This is a genomic window from Kitasatospora sp. NPDC101176, from assembly GCF_044768035.1.
Taxonomy (GTDB): domain Bacteria; phylum Actinomycetota; class Actinomycetes; order Streptomycetales; family Streptomycetaceae; genus Kitasatospora.
This window is the reverse complement of record NZ_JBIWPA010000047.1, coordinates 44,179-62,917: the sequence shown is the minus strand read 5'-3', so window position 1 is coordinate 62,917 and position 18,739 is coordinate 44,179. Positions and strand designations below refer to the sequence as shown.

Annotated in this window: 14 protein-coding genes; 6 read left to right on the top strand and 8 right to left on the bottom strand. The window is 74.0% G+C overall.

Going from position 1 to position 18,739, the window contains the following annotated elements:
• Positions 1-404 precede the first annotated feature (404 nt).
• From ACIRS1_RS37155 to ACIRS1_RS37135, 5 genes are all read left to right on the top strand, one after another.
• On the top strand, positions 405-1,277 hold the full coding sequence (locus tag ACIRS1_RS37155) for an SIS domain-containing protein (protein ID WP_402846965.1): 873 nt from the start codon (positions 405-407) through the stop codon (positions 1,275-1,277).
• Positions 1,274-2,194, top strand: coding sequence for an ROK family protein (locus ACIRS1_RS37150; protein WP_402846963.1), 921 nt, complete (start codon positions 1,274-1,276; stop codon positions 2,192-2,194). The genes ACIRS1_RS37155 and ACIRS1_RS37150 overlap by 4 nt, the downstream gene beginning before the upstream one ends.
• Complete coding sequence (locus tag ACIRS1_RS37145) at positions 2,191-3,159, top strand: 1-phosphofructokinase family hexose kinase (RefSeq protein ID WP_402846961.1); 969 nt, start codon at positions 2,191-2,193, stop codon at positions 3,157-3,159. Before ACIRS1_RS37150 ends, ACIRS1_RS37145 begins: the two co-directional genes overlap by 4 nt.
• On the top strand, positions 3,147-3,983 hold the full coding sequence (locus ACIRS1_RS37140) for a ketose-bisphosphate aldolase (protein ID WP_402846959.1): 837 nt from the start codon (positions 3,147-3,149) through the stop codon (positions 3,981-3,983). The genes ACIRS1_RS37145 and ACIRS1_RS37140 overlap by 13 nt, the downstream gene beginning before the upstream one ends.
• Before the next feature lie 283 nt (positions 3,984-4,266).
• Entirely contained in the window at positions 4,267-4,980 is a 714-nt protein-coding gene (locus ACIRS1_RS37135; protein ID WP_402846957.1) for a hypothetical protein, read from the top strand.
• A 290-nt stretch (positions 4,981-5,270) separates the two neighbouring features.
• On the opposite strand, the gene ACIRS1_RS37130 is transcribed toward ACIRS1_RS37135, so the two are convergent.
• Both ACIRS1_RS37130 and ACIRS1_RS37125 read right to left on the bottom strand, forming a co-directional pair.
• On the bottom strand, positions 5,271-6,533 hold the full coding sequence (locus ACIRS1_RS37130; RefSeq protein WP_402846955.1) for a hypothetical protein: 1,263 nt from the start codon (positions 6,531-6,533) through the stop codon (positions 5,271-5,273).
• Positions 6,534-6,664: 131 nt separating this feature from the next.
• Entirely contained in the window at positions 6,665-7,762 is a 1,098-nt protein-coding gene (locus tag ACIRS1_RS37125; protein WP_402846953.1) for a transglycosylase family protein, read from the bottom strand.
• Between the two features lie 480 nt (positions 7,763-8,242).
• Between ACIRS1_RS37125 and ACIRS1_RS37120 the strand changes: the two genes are divergently transcribed.
• Positions 8,243-10,498 (top strand): hypothetical protein, encoded by a 2,256-nt coding sequence (locus ACIRS1_RS37120; protein WP_402846951.1) that lies wholly within the window; start codon positions 8,243-8,245, stop codon positions 10,496-10,498.
• A 26-nt stretch (positions 10,499-10,524) separates the two neighbouring features.
• Here ACIRS1_RS37120 and ACIRS1_RS37115 read toward each other — a convergent pair whose 3' ends face one another.
• Genes ACIRS1_RS37115 through ACIRS1_RS37090 form a run of 6 tightly spaced genes read right to left on the bottom strand, consistent with a single transcriptional unit; the run spans position 10,525 to position 18,678 of the window.
• Entirely contained in the window at positions 10,525-11,865 is a 1,341-nt protein-coding gene (locus ACIRS1_RS37115) for a patatin-like phospholipase family protein (RefSeq protein WP_402846949.1), read from the bottom strand.
• A complete protein-coding gene (locus ACIRS1_RS37110; RefSeq protein ID WP_402846947.1) occupies positions 11,862-12,317 on the bottom strand; it encodes a hypothetical protein in 456 nt (151 codons plus the stop codon). The genes ACIRS1_RS37115 and ACIRS1_RS37110 overlap by 4 nt, the downstream gene beginning before the upstream one ends.
• 16 nt (positions 12,318-12,333) lie before the next feature.
• A complete protein-coding gene (locus ACIRS1_RS37105) occupies positions 12,334-13,263 on the bottom strand; it encodes an acetoacetate decarboxylase family protein (protein ID WP_402846945.1) in 930 nt (309 codons plus the stop codon).
• Positions 13,260-14,354: an esterase/lipase family protein gene (locus ACIRS1_RS37100; RefSeq protein WP_402846943.1), complete on the bottom strand. Its 1,095-nt coding sequence runs from the start codon at positions 14,352-14,354 to the stop codon at positions 13,260-13,262. Before ACIRS1_RS37100 ends, ACIRS1_RS37105 begins: the two co-directional genes overlap by 4 nt.
• The gene (locus ACIRS1_RS37095) at positions 14,351-16,192 is read right to left on the bottom strand and encodes a hypothetical protein (protein ID WP_402846941.1); all 1,842 of its coding nucleotides are present in this window, start codon (positions 16,190-16,192) and stop codon (positions 14,351-14,353) included. Before ACIRS1_RS37095 ends, ACIRS1_RS37100 begins: the two co-directional genes overlap by 4 nt.
• Complete coding sequence (locus tag ACIRS1_RS37090) at positions 16,189-18,678, bottom strand: GMC family oxidoreductase (protein ID WP_402846939.1); 2,490 nt, start codon at positions 18,676-18,678, stop codon at positions 16,189-16,191. The genes ACIRS1_RS37095 and ACIRS1_RS37090 overlap by 4 nt, the downstream gene beginning before the upstream one ends.
• Positions 18,679-18,739 lie beyond the last annotated feature (61 nt).

Genomic DNA, 18,739 nt, shown 5'->3' with positions numbered 1-18,739 from the left:
CTCGCCGCCGAGGCCGGCGATGGCGGTGCCCTCGACGGTGAGTCGGCCGCCCTCGACGACGCCGCCGGGCAGGACCAGCCGGGCGCCGGCCAGAGCGATGCGGGAGGGGGTGTGGTCGGTGGTTCTCACGCGGTGTTCACCTCCAGGGACGACCACCTCCCGGGCCGTGACGGGCACCGCGAGGAGGTGATCGAAGCTGCTCGAAATGCGGCAAGTGTAGTCAGGCCTAAGCACGTCGGTTCCCGCCCGTGCGGGGTGGCCGGGAGCGCTGAGGCGACCCCCGGGAGGCTTCGCGCCGTCCGGTGCCTCCCGCGCCCTCCGGCTCCCACTGTTCAATCATGAGTGTCTGGTCTATCTTTTGCTCATCTTCAAGCATTTACATGCAGGATTGTGCAGGAGGTTCCATGTCCCACGTCGCCGCGGAGATCGCCAGCCAAGCCGCCTGCTGGTCCCGGGCGCTGGAAGCGCAGCCCACCGGCCTCCCCGAGCCGGGCGAGCGCGTCGCCGTCCTCGGCTGCGGCACCTCCCTCTACATCGCGCAGGCCTACGCCGCCCTGCGCGAGGACGCCGGCCTCGGTGAGACCGACGCCTTCGCCGCCTCCGCCTTCCCCGGTACACGCCGCTACGACCGGGTGGTCGCGATCACCCGCTCCGGCACCACGACCGAGGTGATCGACGCCCTCCGGCGGGCCTCGGGCACCGCCACCACCGCGATCACCGGCGACCTCGACACGCCCGTCGCCACCGCCGCCGACACCGTCGTGGACCTTTCCTTCGCCGACGAGCGGTCCGTCGTGCAGACCCGCTTCGCCACCACCGGCCTGGCGCTGCTGCGCGGCCACCTCGGCCTCGCCCCCGCCGACCTGCCCGACCAGGCCCGCCGGGCCGCCCACGCCACGCTGCCCGAAGCCGCCCTGGCCGCCGAGCAGTTCACCTTCCTCGGCACCGGCTGGACGGTCGGCCTGGCCAACGAGGCGGCGCTCAAACTCCGCGAGGCCTCCGGCAGCTGGACGGAGTCCTACCCGGCGATGGAGTACCGGCACGGCCCGGTCAGCATCAGCGCCCCCGGCCGCGTCGTCTGGTTCCTCGGCGAGCCGCCCGCCGGCCTGCTCGACCAGGTCCGAGCCACCGGCGCCACCGTGGTGGCCTCCGGCCTGGACCCGATGGCCGAGCTGGTCCGCGCCCAACGACTGGCCGTCGCCCTGGCCGAGGCCCGTGGCCTCGACCCCGACCGGCCGCGCAATCTGACCCGCTCGATCATCCTCGCCCGGCCGTGACCGTCATCGCCCTGGACGTCGGCGGCACCGAGCTGAAGGGCGCCGTCGTCGCCGAGGACGGCACCCTGCTGCAGGCCGAACGCTGGCCGACCCGGCCCGAACGCGGCCCGGCCGCCGTCCTCGACACCGTCCTCGGCCGTGCCGCCGAACTCGCCGACCTGGCCCGCCGGGCCGGGTCGGAGCCCCGCGCAGCCGGCATCGTCGTCCCCGGTCTGCTCGACGAGGCCGCCGGGACGGTCGTCCGCGCCGTCAACCTGGACTGGCACGACGTCCCGATCCGCCCCCGGCTGGCCGAACACCTCGGCCTGCCGGTCGCGTTCGGCCACGACGTCCGTGCCGGCGGCCTCGCCGAGGCCCGGCTCGGTGCGGGCCGCGGCAGCCCCTGCTTCCTCTTCGTCCCCGTCGGCACGGGCATCGCCGCCGCCGTGGTGGACCGGGGCCGCCCGCTGACCGGCGCCCTGGGCGCCGCCGGCGAACTCGGCCACCTCATCGTCCGGCCCGGCGGCGAGCGCTGTGCCTGCGGCGGCCGCGGCTGCCTGGAGACCGTCGCCTCCGCCGCCGCCATCGCCCGCCGCTACGGCCGCGCCACCGGCCGGCCCGGCACCACCGCCGCCCAGGTGCACCGGCGCGCCGCCGACGGCGAGCCGACGGCCGTGCGCGTCTGGACCGAGGCCGTGCACGCGCTCGCCGACGGGCTGGCCGCGGCCACCGCGCTGCTCGACCCCGAACGGATCGTCATCGGCGGCGGCCTGGCCCGGGCCGGTGAGGACCTCCTCGGCCCGTTGCGCCCGGCGCTCGCCGAGCGGCTGCCCTTCCGCCCGCGGCCCCGGCTGGTCCGGGCCGAACTCGGCCCCCGCGCCGGCAGCCTCGGGGCCGCGCTGCTGGCCCGCGCCCTCGCCCCGGGAGGCGACCGGTGATCCTCACCGTCACGCTGAACGCGGCCGTCGACGTCACCTACCGGCTCGACCGGGTGGCCCGGCACGGCAGCAACCGGGTCACCGCCCCCGCCGAACGGGCCGGGGGCAAGGGGGTGAACGTCGCCCGGGTGCTCGCCGCGCTCGGCCACGACACCGCCGTCACCGGACTGGCCGGCGGCGCGACCGGCGAGGCCCTGCGCGCCGACCTCGCCACCGCCGGCCTGCGTGACGAGTTCGTGCCGATCGACGGCACGACCCGGCGCACCGTCACGGTGGTCGAGGAGGAGCTCGGCGACGCGACCGTCTACCTGGAGCCCGGGCCGACCGTCAGCGGGGCCGAGTGGTCCCACTTCACCGCCCGGTACCGGCGGCTGCTGCGGTCGGCCCGGGCGGTGGTGCTCGCCGGCTCGCTGCCGGCGGGCGTGCCCCCGGACGCGTACGGCAGGCTCGTCGCCCTCGCCGCGCAGGCCGGTGTGCCGGCCGTGCTGGACGCCGAGGGCGCCGCGCTCCGGGCCGCACTGGCGGCCGGCCCCGCCCTGGTCAAGCCCAACCAGGCCGAACTGGCCGCCACGACCGGGCCGGTGGACCCGCTCACCGGCGCCCGGCGGCTGCGTGCGGCCGGCGCCAGGGCCGTGGTCGTCTCGCTCGGGCCCGGCGGACTGCTGGCCAGCACCCCCGACGGCGACTGGCGCGCCCGGCCGCCCGAGCCGGTCCGCGGCAACCCGACCGGAGCCGGGGACTCCGCCGTCGCCGCGCTCACCGCCGGCCTGGTCGCCGGCACCCCCTGGCCCGCGCGGCTCGCCGAGGCGGTCGCGCTGTCCGCCGCCACCGTCCTCGCCCCGCTCGCCGGCAGCTTCGACCCGGTCGAGCACCGGCAGCTGCTGCCCCGGGTGCGGGTGCGGCCGGTGTACCCCGGCAGCCCCGCCCGCCCCGCCGCCCCACAAGGAGACCCATGCCCCTCGTAGCCACGGGCTCGATCGTCGAGCCGGCCGCCCGCCGCCGGCACGGCGTCGGGGCCTTCAACGTCATCCAGCTGGAACACGCCGAGGCGATCGTCGCGGGCGCGGAGCGGGCCGGGGCGCCGGTGATCCTGCAGATCAGCGAGAACGCCGTGCGCTACCACGGGGCGCTGGCGCCGATCGGCCGGGCCACCCTCGCGGTGGCCCGGGCTGCGGCCGTCCCGGTCGCGGTCCACCTCGACCACGTGACCTCGGCCGAGCTGGTCCGGGAGGGCGTCGAACTCGGCTTCACCTCGGTCATGTTCGACGCCTCCACGCTGGACTACGAGGCCAACGTCCGGGCGACCGCCGAGGTGGCCGCCCGGTGCCACGAGCGGGGCGTCTGGGTCGAGGCCGAGCTCGGCGAGGTCGGCGGCAAGGACGGCGTGCACGCCGCCGGGGCCCGGACCGACCCGGGCGAGGCGGCCGCCTTCGTGGCGAGCACCGGGGTGGACGCGCTGGCCGTCGCGGTCGGCAGCTCGCACGCGATGCTGACCCGGGACGCCGTCCTCGACCTGGAGCTGGTGGCCGCCCTGGAGCGGGCCGTCCCGGTGCCCTTGGTCCTGCACGGCTCCTCCGGTGTGGCCGACGACCACCTGGCCGCCGCAGTCGAACGCGGGATGACCAAGGTCAACATCGCCACCCACCTCAACAAGGCGTTCACCGCGGCCGTCCGGGCCTGTCTGGACGAGCACCGGGAGCTGGTGGACACCCGCCGCTACCTGGGTGCCGGCCGGGCCTCGGTGGCCGCCGAGGTGGCCCGGCTGCTGGGGGTGCTCAGGGCGGCCTGACCCGGCCGTGACCGCCGTGACCGCCGTGACCGCCCCGACCGCCGTGACCGCCCCGACCGCCCGGCTCGCTCCGGACGCCATAGTGCTCCGGAAGCCCCGGCGTCAACGTGCCGACGCGGCGTCATGACCAGTTCCGGACAAAGGTTCGTCATCGGCCGTGTTCATCTGATGCGCACCGTACTTCCACATCTCCTCCGCGTAGGGTGGCCCACGTTCCGCCGCCGCGGACCCGCGGCCGGGACGACTTCCGCATGCTCACCGACCCGACAGGAGTGAGTCGTCCATGAACATCCGCCACCTGGTGACCCGGCTGACGGCCGCGGTCGTCCGCCGAGGCGTCGGCGCCACCGGCGCCGCCCTCGCCCTGATAGCCGCCGTCGTCCTCGGGGGCACCGTCGGGGGCATGTCCTCCGCTGCGGCCAAGCCGACCGGCTGGGGCGGCCCGGGCCAGTGGTCCTGCTCGGGGGCGCCGGTGCCGGCCGGGTGGGTCATCACCGGCTACGACCGGACGGGCTGTCAGGGCGCGGGCTCCTGGTACCAGCAGCCCGCCGCCGACGGCCTCTGGACCTGCTCCGGCTCCCCGGTCGTCACCGGTTACGTGATCACCGACCACGCGCAGGCGGGCTGCAACGGCATCGGTTCCTGGCGGCACAACCTCGCCAAGGACGGCATCTGGACCTGCTCCGGCTCGCCCGTCGTCACCGGTTACGTGATCACCGACCACGCGCAGGCGGGCTGCAACGGCATCGGCTCGTGGCGGCACAACCTCGCCAAGGACGGCATCTGGACCTGCGGCGGCTCCCCGGTGGTCGCCGGCTACGTGATCACCGACCGCATCATCAACGGATGCAACGGCGTCGGCGCCTGGCGGCACAACATCGCCCGGGTCGGCCTCTGGACCTGCCCCGGTTCGCCCGTGCCGCCCGGCTTCCGTTCCACCACCTACTCGGCCTCCGGCTGCAGCGGTCTCGGCGCCTGGGTCCTCGCCCGCGCCTGACGACCGATAGGCGCCCGGTGCCGGGTGACCTGTTCCACCGCGAGGGCGTCGCGCCTCCCCCGTACGCGGCGCCCTCCCGCCGCTCCCGGCCACCGGCCGGGCCGCGCAGGCCTCCGGGCGACCGGCCCGGGGGCCGTGCGTCGCGCGGCCGGCCGACGGCTCGCCGCACCGCCCGCGGCTACGCGGCCGCCGGGCACGCCGGGGCGCCGGCCACCGTTGCGGTGACCGGCGCTGCCGGGGATCTGCGCGGTCCGGCCCGCCCGGTCGAAGAGCGGGGGCCGCGCGGTTCATCAGGTGTGGATGACGCCCTGGGTGGTGTAGCCGTCGCCGTTCCAGTCGCCGACGATCGGGGTGTCGCCGGTGTCGCCGTAGGAGGTGGCGGTGACGGTGCCGTCGTCGTGGCGGAGGTAGAAGGTGTGGTTGTCGGGCATGTAGACGCCGATGTTGGTGTGGCCGTTGTGGTCCCAGTCGCCCGCCAGGGGGATGCTGTTGGGGTTGCCGAAGGTGATGGTCTGGTCGGCGGGGCCCGCGGTGTTGCTGTTGCGCAGGTAGAAGGTGCTGGTGGCGGGGTCGTAGAGGCCGACGGTGACGGTGCCGTTGCCGTCCCAGTCGCCGGAGACCGGCTGCCAGTCGCCGCCGTTGCCGAAGGCGAAGGAGTTGACGCTGCCGTCGCTGTTGCGGAGGTAGAACTTTCCGCTGTCGGGCATGTAGACGCCGATCTGGGAGGTGGTGCCGTCCCAGCGGCCCAGCACCGGCCGGTTGCCGGGGTTGCCGAAGGTCAGCGTGGCCTCGGCGGCGCTGCCGGAGTTGGCGAGGTAGAACGTCGAGGTGGTGGGGTCGTAGGCGGCCTGGGTGTCGGTGCCGTTCCCGTCGAAGTCACCGGCCAGCGGGACCATCGGGGTGTTGCCGAAGGCGAAGGACGGGCGGGTGGCGGTGGTGGAGGACGCACTGTCCGACAGGTACCAGGTCATGGTCTTCTGGACGGGCGCCGGCGGGGCCGTCGGGCCGTCCTCGACGGCGTGCTTGTAGCGGAACGGCAGGTAGCCGCCCGAGACCAGGTAGCCACGCGTATAGGTGGTGGCCCGTGCGACCGTTCCGGGCTTCGCCTCCTCGATGATGTTCGCCCGGGTGTGCCCGCTGTCGGCCCAGCCGGTGAACAGCACGGTGTGCGTCGAGATGTTGTCGATCGCGTCGCCGGGGCGCAGGTCGTCCAGGCTGCCCAGCTTGGTGGCGTAGCCGGGCAGGGTCTGGGTGGTGAAGCCGTCGTTGGTCCCGGCGGTGTTGATGTGCCAGGCCATCGACACCAGGCCCGAACAGTCCTGCCGGTAGGTGCCGTTGCTGTCCGTCTTGGACGTGTACTGGCTGTACGGGACCTGTTCGTCGATCCAGGACTGGGCCCGGGCGAGGATCTCGGAGCGCGTTATGTCGCCGCCGACCGAGGACGAGCCCACGGCGTGGGCGCTCGTCGCGAGGGCCGCGGAGCCGAGCACGGTGCCGGCGGTGAGGGCGGTCGCGAGGGCGAGCCGGGTGAGCTTGCTGGCGTTGCGGGACAAGGGTGCTCCTTGGTGGGACGGCCGGCGGCCGTGGCGGGGTGGGAAGGGTGGGACCGGAGGGTCGCCGCCGGCTTCGGGCGGCGGGTGCGCAGCGGTGGGCGCGGGGTCGGGCCCGGAGCGCCGGTCGGGCGTCAGCGGGCCTGGACGATGCCCTGGGTGGTGTAGCCGTCGCCGTTCCAGTCGCCGACGATCGGGGTGTCGCCGGTGTCGCCGTAGGAGGTGGCGGTGACGGTGCCGTCGTCGTGGCGGAGGTAGAAGGTGTGGTTGGCCGGCATGTAGACGCCGATGTTGGTGTGACCGTTGTGGTCCCAGTCCCCGGCCAGCGGCACGCTGTTGGGGTTGCCGAAGGTGATGGTCTGGTCGGCGGGGCCCGCGGTGTTGCTGTTGCGCAGGTAGAAGGTGCTGGTGGCGGGGTCGTAGAGGCCGACGGTGACGGTTCCGTTGCCGTCCCAGTCGCCGGAGACCGGCCGCCAGTCGCCGCCGTTGCCGAAGGCGAAGGAGTTGACGCTGCCGTCGCTGTTGCGGAGGTAGAACTTTCCGCTGTCGGGCATGTAGACGCCGATCTGGGAGGTGGTGCCGTCCCAGCGGCCGAGGACCGGCCGGTTGCCGGGGTTGCCGAAGGTCAGCGTGGCCTCGGCGGCGCTGCCGGAGTTGGCGAGGTAGAACGTCGAGGTGGTCGGGTCGTAGGCGGCCTGGGTGTCGGTGCCGTTCCCGTCGAAGTCACCGGCCAGCGGGACGAGCGGGGTGCTGCCGAAGGCGAAGGACGCGCGGGTGGCGGTGGTGGAGGAGGCGCTGTCCGAGAGGTACCAGGTCAGCGTCTTGCTCTCCGGCTGCGGCGGGGTGACCGGCCCGGAGCCGTCCGGGTACGGGTTCGCCCGGTCGGCCCCGAGGCCGGCCCTCGGCCCGCAGACCGGCCAGGCGCCCTGGCCCTGCACGGCGAGGACCTTCTCGGCGATCAGGATCTGCTGCTGCTTGGTGGCCTGGTGAGGGTAGGCCGCGTACTGGCCGCCGCCGTACCCCTTCCAGGTGCTCAGCGAGAACTGCAGGCCGCCGTAGTAGGAGTTTCCGGTGTTGATCGCCCAGTTGCCGCCGCTCTCGCACTGGGCGACCTTGTCCCAGGTGCTCACCGAGGCGGCCTGCGCGGACTGCGGGGCGACGCTGGCGAGGCAGGCGACGGCGAGGGCGAGCGGGCCGGCGGTGCGGGCCAGGGCGGTGGCGAAACGAGGCATGGCTGATGAACTCCTGTCAGAGCGGGGCAGGGAGGGTGATGGAGCGTGCCGGTCCCCGACGACAGGGCGGAGCAGGGCCGTCGAGCGGCCCGTTCCGAACGGTCAGGGGTTGCCGGCCGGGGCGGGGCCCGCGTTCGGGCGGTGGCCGCGTCCCACGATGACGCTTCCCCGCCCTGCTGCCCGGGTCGTTGCTTCCCGGCGGCGATCACTAGCTTCGTCGCTGCGCAGGAGCAGCGGAAGGCCCGTCAGCTGGCCGCAACCGGCCCCGGACGGTTCCGGTCAGGAGCCAGGGGCGGGGACGCAACTGAGGTCCCGGCGGCGAACACCGTGAGATATCTACGGTGAACATCCCCACAGCGCCCGATGCCTGCGCGGGGACCGGCATGGGCATGGAGTCCCATGCCGCTGGATCGTGCACGGAGTACGTGGGTGGCGTAGGGTTGAAGTAGGGGCGGGAACAGGGAGTTTGAGGGTGGTGAGATGACACTCTTGGCCGCGCCGGCGATCGTTCTGCAGCCCGCCATGACTGCTCTGAAGACCGTGAAGTGGGATGACTTCTATGCCGGTTGGATCAAGCCGTTAGGTCAGGTGGTGATCGCGGCGGGGATCGTACTGGTCGTGCTGGTCGTCGTCACCGGACTGCTCACCCGGCTGATGGTGGAGCGCCGGGCGGAGTCCTGGGGAGACAGCGCTATCTGGGTCTGGACCGCCGTGGGTGCGACCGCCCTGCTGGCGGTGGCCGTCTTCTTGCCGGTCTATCCGATGTTCATCCCGTTCGACGATGCCACGTGGGCCACCTTCGCGTTCCCGCTTGCCGTGGTGCTGCCCGGAGTTCTGCTGATCCTGCTCGCGTCCGGCTTCCGTCCGGGGCTGCACCGGTCCGGGTGGTGGGTCACTCGCATCATGCCGCCTGCGACGGCCACGGTGCTGTTGCTCCTCTGGGCCGGGCTGCTGAGCTGCTTCCTTTCCTGGGGTGAGACCGACCGTTTGGTCGTCGCGGACCTCGGACTGGCGCTCCTCGGTCTCAGCGCCACGTCGACGGCGCTCGGACAGAACCTCCGTCTGCAGGTCCAGGCCCAGAGCGGCAAGGGTGAGGCCGACGCCGCCGCGACCGACTATGTGCTCGCCAGCCTGCAGCACCTCGGTACGGTGCCGATCGACGATTTCGGGGTCTCGCGTGCCACGGAGCTCAGCAAGCTCATGAGCGAGGACCTCAGCGCGATTCCGGCGGGCAACGTCGCGGCGGCCGCAGCCAAGATCATGTATGCGATCAGGCCGGGCCTCACCTGGCGGGCACGGATCACCCTGGTCGATGACGACCGGGTCACGGTCACCCTCACCCGCAACAGCCTGCAGGCGTTCAGCACCGTCGTCAGCCGGCCCGAACTGGGCCTGCCCCCGATCGCGGCCAAGCGATCCGAACCTCGGTTGACCCAGGAGAAGGACCGAGCCCGCGCTCAACTGCTCACCGGTGCCGCCGCCTATGTCCTGGTCTGCCTGAGCAAGTCCCACCCTCGCCTCCGGCGCGGCCTGTGCGGTGCCGTGCACGGCAAGACCGTCGCGCTGCACGTGATCGCCACCCAGCCCGTTCTCCTGCCGGAGCCGGAGCTGCGAACCAAGCTCCTGAAGCGAGCCGTGGACCTGGAGCCCGAGTACGGGCCGGCCCGAATCGAGTACGTGACCGCGCTGTTCGACGAGGCGCCCCCCACCACGGCGAACCGGTTCCGCTTCGTGCGGTTGCTGGAGCAGGTGAGGGTCCTGGCGGAGGCCGACGGGAAGGTCAAACAGGGTTGGGAGACGGTCTACGTCCGGTCGCTCTACGGCGAGATCGCCATGCGGGTGAACGGCTACCTCACCGAGCAGGTGGCAGGTCCGGCCAGACTCGCCGCTCTGCGGAGACGTGAGGGTGATGTCCTGGGGGCGGCCCTCGCTCGGGCAGATGTGTTGGAGACCGCCTGCGACGAGCTGGCCGGGCGCAAGGACAACCATCGGCTACGGGCGTACCTGGACGACACGAAGCGGAGCAGCGCGAACATGCGACTGGTGATCGCTCTGCTACGCGAGGGGAGGTGTCCGGCCGGCACCTGTGCGAGCCTGGTGCGGATGCCGGAGCCGGTGGCGTCGCCCTCACCGGAACTCGCCTACGAGTACGCGTGCGTGGCTGCGATGGCCCGGGAGTTCGACCGCCTTCCCGGGCCGATGGGTGAACTGGAGCGCCATCTGATGCTCGCGGTCGCCACTCAGGCCGAGAAACGGTCGCTCTGGTCCGATCCGTCCTTCGCCACGTTGCTCCGCGACCCTGTCCGGGCCGCGGAGAGCAGGCGGGCACTCGCACTCGAACCGCCGGTCGGCATGCTCGACCTCGCGCCGTTCTTCCCCTACCGCGACAAGCTCCGTGCCGTCGGCGCGACGCGGTTCGCGGAGTTCTCGGCGCGGGTGGCCGATGGTTCTGGTCGGGATGCCATGGCCGTGCACCTCGATGCTTCTCCGCTCGTGGTGTCCCACCTCGCGGCGATCGCCCGGCTCGGCGCCGTTCACCGAGATCTCGATCAACCCGAGGTCGTGGCAGTGTTGCTGGCCGCCGGGATCGCCGGGCCGGATGAGCTGCGGCGGCGCGCGGTGACGGCCGACGACCGTGATCGGCTGAAGTCCGACCTGGCCGATCTCGCGGAGCGCAAGGGCGTGCTAGGGCTGCCGGCTTTCACTCGCCCGGACGACTGGCTGAGCGCGCTCTGAGTCACCCTGGCGGCGGCCGCCGGGGGTCAGGCCGGTGGGGGTGTCAGGGTGCGGCGCAGGCCGGGGCGGGCGAGTTCGGTGAGGGCGTCGGCGTGGCCGAGGAGGCCGTGGGCGCCGAACGGCTCGACGGAGGCCAGGGCGCGGGCCGCGTCGGCGAGGCCGAGGTGGAGCTCGCCGGTGCTGCCGTCCGCCGCCCGGAAGGTGACCGTGCGGGCCTCGGAGAAGAGGTCGAGGGCGCGGTCGCCGGTGAGGTCGCGGTGCACCCGCACGTCGACCCAGTCGCCGGCGGGCCGGGCCCGCGCGAGGTAGTCGAGCCCGGTGGGGTCGGCCACGACGCGGCCGCCGGCGAGCGGGAGCCGGCCGCCCCAGGGCGGGTGGTCGACGTGGCCGACCAGCCGGGCGCCGGGCGAGGGCTCGCCGTCGGCGGGGAGCGGGAGTTCGACGACCAGGTCGAGCGCGAGGTCGGCGCCGCCGACGGTGCCGCGCAGCCGTTCGCGGACCCGCACGCCGCGGGGTGCGTCCCGCATCACCGTGCAGGTCGGGTCCTTGGCGACGCCCGTGGGCCTGGCGGTGTCGAGGTAGTCCCAGGCGTCGCGGTAGCCCGTGTCGATCAGGGTGTCGGCGGTGATCCGGCCGGTGAAGAACTCCGGGTCGAGCGGCAGCGGGTGTGCAGGCTTGACCACGTGCAGGGCGAACGGACGTTCCGCGGCGGCCAGTTCGGCGAACAGGCCACCGTTCGCGCTCATCTCGATCATGTGGACGTACTGTTCCAGCGGGCCGTCGCCCCAGTACCGGGAGTTGCCGATGCACCAGACCAGCCAGACCTCGTCGGCCCCGCGGCGCAGCGCCTCGCCGAGATTGGCGTCCTTGGCCCACACCGCGTCGGTCCAGACGTGCCCGTCGCGGCGCAGCGGCGGCATGAACAGCGGCAGCGACATGCCCGCCGTCATCAGGTCCAGGTCGATCTCCGTGTGCGGCACCGCGACGCAGGCCTTGGTGGTGAAGTCGACGAGGTTGAAGGTGCCCTCCAGGGGTGCGGCGCGCACGGCGTCGACGTCGATGCCGAGCGCGGGGAGGACCTTGTGCCGCACCCCGTCGGCGCTGCCGAAAGCGGGCAGCGACCAGGGGCCGTGGAGGTAGTCGGCGAGCGGCAGTGCGGCGTTGAAGTCGTGGACGTCGAGGGCGGACCACCGCCGGGCCATCTCGGCCGGGTCCTGACCGGACAGCAGCATGCCGGTGGTCATGATGCCGCCGGAGGTGCCGTCGACGTGGTCGAAGCCCAGGCCGTACTCGTGCAGGGCCCGGACGACACCGGTCTGCCAGGCGACCCGCATCCCGCCGCCGGCCAGGACCAGGGCGCGTCTCATGTCCGGTCCCCGCTCGCGGCCGGTCGCCGTCCTGGCTCGGCCGGTGCGGCGCGCCGACGGGCCAGCCTTCGCCACATCACCGCGCAGAGCACGGCCGTGGCGAAGTCGAAGGCGGCGACGAGCAGGGCCAGCGGGCCGAAGAGGTCGCGGGCGACGGCGACGCCCACCAGCACGGAGGCGGCGAACTTCTGCAGGCCCACCCACAGCGGCAGGTAGGACGGCGGCGAGGGGGACAGCAGCCCCTGCACGACCAGCCCGCCGATGACGACCATGAACATCCCGACCGTGCCGAACAGGTGCCGGGTGGTCGGCGTCGACTCCGCCGATAGCACGTCCAGCAGGGGCCCGGGAGCGACGAGTTGGCAGAGCCCGGTGAGCACGGTGACCACGCCGATCAGCACCAGCACCAGCCGCAGCGGATCCCCGGCGACCCGGCTCGGCAGCAGGCTCACGACGGTGCCTCCGCCCTCAGGGCCGTGCGCCGACGTCGATGCCCGGCGGGTCCAGCCACTGCTGGGAGAGGCCGAGGCCGACGACGCTGCCCAGCGGCTCGCCGTAGCTGCGGCCGGCGGCCTCGCTGGTGAGGAACCAGCACTCGACGTGGTCGTCGAGTACGCCGCGGGTGGTCGGCAGGTAGCAGGTGAACAGCGGGTCGGGGGCGATGCCGAGGGTGTGCAGCGCGGCGACCTGCGGGGCGTCGCCGATCAGGAGGCGGGCCCGGGCGCGCCGGCCGAACGCGAGGTCGGCCTCGCCCTCGAAGTAGACGAACGACTTCATCAGCATGCCGCGGAAGGCGCAGTAGTTGGCGGCCTTGACGCGCAAGGGCAGGCCGGTGGCCGGCGGGCGGTCGATCGAGAGGAAGGTGCCCAGCCGCCCGTCGACCTGGTACTCGCTGGACACGGTGGCGTCGGTGACCTTGAAGTCGAGGTTGGCCTGGTGCTTGGGCATCCCCCAGATGCCCTTGCCGCCCTTGACCGAGATCTCGCTGCTGACCGGCAGGTCCAGGACGTACTGCCCGGTGCCGAAGACGCCCTGCAGGAGCCCGGGGAGCAGCGGCGGTGCGGGCCGGCTGCCGTGGGTGCAGGCGAGTGCGATGGAGTACTCGATGTAGCGGCCGATGTCGGTGCGCACGTAGTCGACCACGGTGACGACGAGCAGCCCGCGCCGGCCGGGGAGGGCCACCGGGTGCAGTTCGCCGCCGGGGAGCAGCCGGGCGGCGGCCGCGCGGTCGACGGTGAACGCGGCCATCATGCAGGGGGTGTCCGCCGAGTTGACGGGCATCTCGAAGGGGATGCCGTCGACGAGTGCGTTGCGCCCGGCGAGCCGCCGCTGCCGGCGCGGGTAGGGCGAGGGCACGAGCGACAGCCCCAGCCGGGCGAGGGGCAGGACCGGCTTCATGTCGCCAGCTCCTTGAGGATGAGCGGGTAGGTGTCGGTGGCCGCGCGGCGGCCGAGGAAGACGTCGAGGTGGCCGTAGCCGGGGAGCAGGTGCAGGCTGTCCCGGCCGTGCCGGTGGCGTTGCAGGAAGTCGAAGGTGCGCTGCTGGCTCTCGGGGAGGAAGCAGCGGTTCTGTTCGCCGGCGAGCAGCACGATCCGGGCGTCGGTCCTGGGCGGGCGGTCGACGGAGGAGCGCGGCAGGCCGGTGGTGCGGTCGACGGACACCAGGTGGCCGGCCCGGATGCACCGGTTCATCTGGGCGAAGAAGGTCATCGGGACGTCGGCGAACTCGCCGCGGATCCAGTCGTGGGTGGCCTCGTCGAGGTTGGCGTGGGACCACAGGGCGGGCCAGCCGGTGCCGTAGGTGAAGCTGACCATCCGGCAGACGGTGTTGCGGCACTCCGGGTGGGTGGCGCGTACGAAGGTGACCAGCAGGCGGGACAGCGCGCCGTCCGGCCGGTCGCCCCAGCGGGGGGAGATGGCCGGCAGGGCGTGGGCGATGAGCGGTGCCAGGCGGGCGATCTTGAAGGTGGAGAGGCCGGGGACGACGGGGTGCAGCGAGACGGCGTTGCTGACCACGGTGTCGACCTCGGGCAGCAGCCCGGCGGCCAGCGCCATCATGAACGAGGTCGAGCCCTGGCAGTGCACGACGGCCTTGAGCCGGTCCGCGCCGGTGGCCGCGAGCACGTGGGCGACGGCTGCGGGGTGGTCGTGGGCGGCCGCCTGGTCGAGCGTCCAGGGTGTCGGGGGGAGGTCGATGGAGGCGCGCCAGTTGAACAGCCAGACGTCCCAGCCCTCGTCGATCAGGGCGTCGACGAAGGTGCGCGGCAGCGGCGGGCGGAACAGCTCGGCGCGCACCCCGGCGCCGTGGGCGACCAGGACGGGCCCCCGGGTGGGCGGGTGGCGGCCGTGGACGCGGACCAGGCTGAGCGGCCGGCCGTCGAGCGCGGTCAGCGGCCGCACCTCGGTGACGTGGTCGCGGCGGGTGGTCGGCCTGCTGGGCGTGTGCGGCCCGGTCGCCGCGGAACGGGTGGCCCCGGTGGAGGTGGTCATGGTGTCCCGGCCTTCCCGGCGGTGCGCGCGACCACGACCGGTTCCTCGATCAGCCGTACGGTCGGCGGCCGGGCGGGCACCGGCCGCCTGCCGAGCGACGGGTCGTCCTGCAGCCGCCAGTCGCGGCAGATGCGGTCGAGTGTCAGCGGGTAGAGGGTGAGGTCGCCGTCCGGTGCGAGGTGCAGGCGCAGGAACCCCTTGTACTCCTCGACGGACTGACCGGACATCTGCCATTCGGCGGCGGCGCCGTGGCGGGCCGACAGCACCCAGAGGGCGAAGACCTCGGAGCCGAGGGCGCCGCCCACCAGGCCGGCCAGCACCAGGCAGGAGACCAGCACGGCCCAGCCGGACCACTCGGCGGGGAACGGTACGGCGACGCACAGGGCGAGGACCACGAGCGCGACGGCGACCTGCACCAGGACGGCGACCAGTCCGGTGGAGGGCGTGGCGCGGACGTGCGGCCGGACCAGCCGGTAGGCCCAGCGGAAGGCGAACAGGACCGCGACCGCGCCGCACAGGCCGCCGACGAAGCCGCCGAGTTCCCCGGCGTCGGCCGTGCGCACGGCGTCCACGGGCCGGAGCACGCCCTCCGCCAGCGCGAACAGGAAGCTCGTCAGCAGGAACAGCACGGCGTGCACGCCCGCGGTGAGTTCGGCGAACCCGGGGTTGCGGCGCGGCAGCCAGGTCCGGGACCAGGGGCGGGCGAGGCCCCGGGAGATCCGGCGGGAGTCGGCGGCGTCGGGGTGGGTGGTGCGGGCGCGGTCGAAGACCGGCGGCGGGTCGTCCTTCTCCCGCAGGCGGGAGCCGGCGGGCGGCAGCGGCAGAGTGGCCGGCAGCCGGTGGGTCGCCGCGAGGTAGGCACCGCCCAGGCCGCAGGTCACCAGCTGGCGGCGCCGCGGGTCGGCGGGCAGGTCGCCGGTGCCGGCCGGTTCGTCGGGGAGCCGTTCGGCGTAGCGGGCGTAGTGGTGCCGGTCGCCGGTCAGCCACAGGCGGATGGCGGCGTCGGTCGGGGTGCGTTCGCCGGTCTGCGGGTCGAGCCGGGTGCGGACGTAGTTGCGGTCGAACCAGTGCAGGGCGTTGAAGGCGTCGACGTCCTTGTCGGCGCTCTTCACCCAGGTGGGCTCGGCGGAGCAGACGATGACGCCGTCCCCGGGTTGGAGGTTGGCCGACAGGTGGGTCTCGAAGTAGCGCAGCTGGGGGTCGTCGAAGTACTCGCCGAGCTGGCTGTCCAGGCCGACCAGCCACCAGCGCTGGGGCAGCTGCACCACGAAGTAGCTGCGGGTCTGCCGGGTCCGCCAGCCGCCGATGGGGCGCTGCTGGGCGAAGACGCGCAGGAACGCGGTGAGGCCGTCGTACCAGTCGTGGTTGCCGGGCAGGGCGACCATGAGGGGTTCGTCGTCGGCGGTGGGGAGGGCGGCCCGGTAGGGGCCCTTCGTCTTGTCCTCGTAGTCCCGGGCCGAGGCGGTCGGGTAGACCTCGTCGCCGCCGAGGACGAGCAGGGCGCCCCGGGGCAGCTCGGTCGCTGCGGGGCCGGGGAGGGTGAGCGATGGCGCGGCCAGGGCCCAGGCGACGGAGCCGGTGGCGTCGAAGCCGTCGCCGAGGTCGGCGACGAAGTCGAACCAGAGTTCCTGCGCGTCGGGCCGGTGCAGCGGGGCGCGCAGCATCCTGGCGGACAGCGCGCCCTGGATCTCCCGTTTGTCCGCGTAGTCGGCGAAGACGGTGGCCAGGACGACCTTGACGGCCGTGCGGGCGAGCTGGCGCGGTGCCAGCCAGCGGGTCTGCTCCTGCGGGGTGAAGCCGATCTCCTCGGCGTGCGCGCGCAGTTCGTGGGTCCTCATGCCGGCTCCCTGGCCCGGGCCAGGCGCGGGCCGTAGACGGCCCACAGCTGGCCGAGGAACAGCCGGCCGAACCGCTCCAGCGCGAGTGCGGGGTGCGGGCCCTCGGTGCGGAAGGTGGTCAGCTGGTGGACGAAGGCGCGGACCGGGATGCTGACGACGCCCGCACCGAGCACCCGTACGTCCTCGTCGCCGCCGGGGGGCACGTGGCCGGCGAGCACCCGGTAGTAGAGCGTGGAGGTGTCGTGCCAGAGGTCGAGGCCGCGGTCGTCGTGGACGTCCTTGTGGCCGACCAGGGTCAGCGGGTTGCCGCCGGGGTCGCGCAGGTGCAGCCGGTAGAGCATCAGCCGCCGGCGGGGGTCGGCGGTGCGGGTGAAGAGGTTGAACCAGCCGCGTTCGACGGGCAGCCGGCCGCCGAGGGTGTCGCAGTCGACGTAGCCGACGGCGGTGCCGGGGTGGGCCGGGTCGGCGACGAAGCGGTCCACGTCGTGCGCCGTGATGGTGAGGTGGAACATCAGCTGCCGGTGCTGCGCCCGGCCGAGGGCCCGGCCCTGGCCGGGGTCGGTGACGCCGAGCGCGACGTGGCCCTTCATCTCCTCGGTGAAGGACAGGCTGGTCGGCCCGCGGCCGCCGTCGACCGACGGCACCGGGGTCGGGGGCGGCGCCGGGTTCGGGGCCGGTGCGGCGGCAGCAGCAGGGACAGCGGCGGCAGTCGGGGCCGGGGCCGGGGCCGGGGCGGTGGCCGCGGCACGGGGCGCGGCGCGTTCGGCGAGGAGGTGGTCGCAGGCGCGGTCGGCGAACGCGGCGATCGTCAGCGAGGGGTTCGCGCCCACCGGCCCCGGCAGCGCCGAGCCGTCGAGGACGTACATCCCGGGGACGCCGAACACCTCGCCATGGGCGTCGCAGACGCCCTCGCCCGGGTGGCGGCCCATCGGGGCGCCGCCCAGCGGGTGCACGGTGATCACCCGGTGGGTCCACCAGAGCGGGTTGTCGGCGAACTCGCCGCCGAGCGCCTCGGCGAGCTCCCGCATCGTGGACCGGACGCCCTCGAAGTAGCGGAGCGAGGTCTGCACCGTCCAGTCGACCTCCAGGTAGCCGCCTTCCAGGCTCATCCGGCCGTCGGGGACGTCGCGGCCCATGCCGAGCAGCGGCAGCGCGGAGCCGGAGAACGCGCCCGAGCCGAGCAGCAGCGAGAGCTGCCGGCTGAGGTGGCTCTGCCGGCTGTGCCCGAACCGGGAGCGCAGGCGTTCCAGACCGAATCCGAGCGTCCGCAGCACCTCGCCCGGCAGCTGGGCCTCCTCGGCGAGCCAGCCGACGAACTCCGGGTAGCCGGCGTCCTCGACGTAGTGGCCGCGGCCCGGGGAGCCGTCCCCGTCGAGTTCGTCGCCGACCCGGACCGCGGTCGTGATGACGGGCCCGGTGCTGGCGTCCAGCCGGCGGGCGCCCTGCCCGGCCGCGCCGCCGGTGGCCTTGAGGACCAGCCCGAGCAGGTCGCCGTTGCCGCTGAACCGGGTGCCCAGGGCGGGGCTGATGCCGGGCAGGGTGGCGCGGTTGCGCAGCAGCAGGTAGCTGGAGCCGAAGGTGCCGGCCGCGAGCACCAGGCGCTCGCAGGCGATCCGTCGCACCGGCAGCCGGTCGGTGTCGGTGCGGTGCCCCTCGCGGGCGGGGTCGTGCACCACGTAGCGGACTTCGTGGCCTCCGCCGGGGAGCGGGGCGAAGCCGCGGACCTCGCAGCGGGTGCGGAGGTCGGCGCCGTGGTGCCGGGCGGCCGACAGGTAGGTGTGGTCCAGGGTGTTCTTGGCGCCGAAGTTGCAGCCGAGGTCGCACTCGCCGCAGAGCCGGCAGGTGCTGCGGGGTAAGCCGTGCAGGTTGCCGTACTCCGGCTCCGGTACGGGGGCCCCGGGGACGGGCGGACCGCCGGGGCGGGGCGCGAAGGTGACGGCGAGCGGCGGCCGTTCCACCGGCAGGCCGAGCCGGTCGGCGGCCTCCCGCAGCGCGACCGTCTTCGGTGTGTCGGGGTACGGGTACCGTGTCGCGCCGAGCATCCGTTCGACCCGGTCGTAGTGCGGGTCGAGGTCGGCCCGGCTGATCGGCCAGTTCTCGTAGCCGCCGCCGGGCAGCGGGGACTCGTGGACGAACCACTTCTCGTCCTTGCGCAGCAGGACGTTGGCGTAGATCAGCGAGCCGCCGCCCAGGCCGCTGGAGACCACCCCTTCGAGCCCGCGGAAGGACCAGACGTCGAAGAGGCCCTGCATGCCCTCGCTCGGGTCCCAGAAGTTGCGGGCCATCGCGGCGGGCGAGCGGGCGAAGCCGTTGGGCGGGTACGGCTTGCCCCGTTCCAGGACCACGACGGACCGGCCGGCCTCGGCCAGCCGGTAGGCGGCCACCGAGCCGCCGAAGCCGGAGCCCACCACCACCACGTCGGCGTACTCGTCGGCGGGCGGGCCGCCGTCCACCAGGGCGTGCTTGTTCGCTCGTCGGTTCGTCATCGGCGTTCCCCTTCGCCGGACCTCAGGGGCGTCCGCCACTGCCGTGGTGGCGGGCCGACTC

Excerpts from the sequence above, each read along its gene's own strand:
- ACIRS1_RS37155 (WP_402846965.1), top strand. The coding sequence starts at position 405 with ATGTCCCACGTCGCCGCGGAGATCGCCAGCCAAGCCGCCTGCTGGTCC.
- ACIRS1_RS37140 (WP_402846959.1), top strand. The coding sequence starts at position 3,147 with ATGCCCCTCGTAGCCACGGGCTCGATCGTCGAGCCGGCCGCCCGCCGC.
- ACIRS1_RS37135 (WP_402846957.1), top strand. The coding sequence starts at position 4,267 with ATGAACATCCGCCACCTGGTGACCCGGCTGACGGCCGCGGTCGTCCGC.
- ACIRS1_RS37125 (WP_402846953.1), bottom strand. The coding sequence starts at position 7,762 with ATGCCTCGTTTCGCCACCGCCCTGGCCCGCACCGCCGGCCCGCTCGCC.
- ACIRS1_RS37120 (WP_402846951.1), top strand. The coding sequence starts at position 8,243 with ATGACACTCTTGGCCGCGCCGGCGATCGTTCTGCAGCCCGCCATGACT.
- ACIRS1_RS37115 (WP_402846949.1), bottom strand. The coding sequence starts at position 11,865 with ATGAGACGCGCCCTGGTCCTGGCCGGCGGCGGGATGCGGGTCGCCTGG.
- ACIRS1_RS37105 (WP_402846945.1), bottom strand. The coding sequence starts at position 13,263 with ATGAAGCCGGTCCTGCCCCTCGCCCGGCTGGGGCTGTCGCTCGTGCCC.
- ACIRS1_RS37100 (WP_402846943.1), bottom strand. The coding sequence starts at position 14,354 with ATGACCACCTCCACCGGGGCCACCCGTTCCGCGGCGACCGGGCCGCAC.
- ACIRS1_RS37095 (WP_402846941.1), bottom strand. The coding sequence starts at position 16,192 with ATGAGGACCCACGAACTGCGCGCGCACGCCGAGGAGATCGGCTTCACC.
- ACIRS1_RS37090 (WP_402846939.1), bottom strand. The coding sequence starts at position 18,678 with ATGACGAACCGACGAGCGAACAAGCACGCCCTGGTGGACGGCGGCCCG.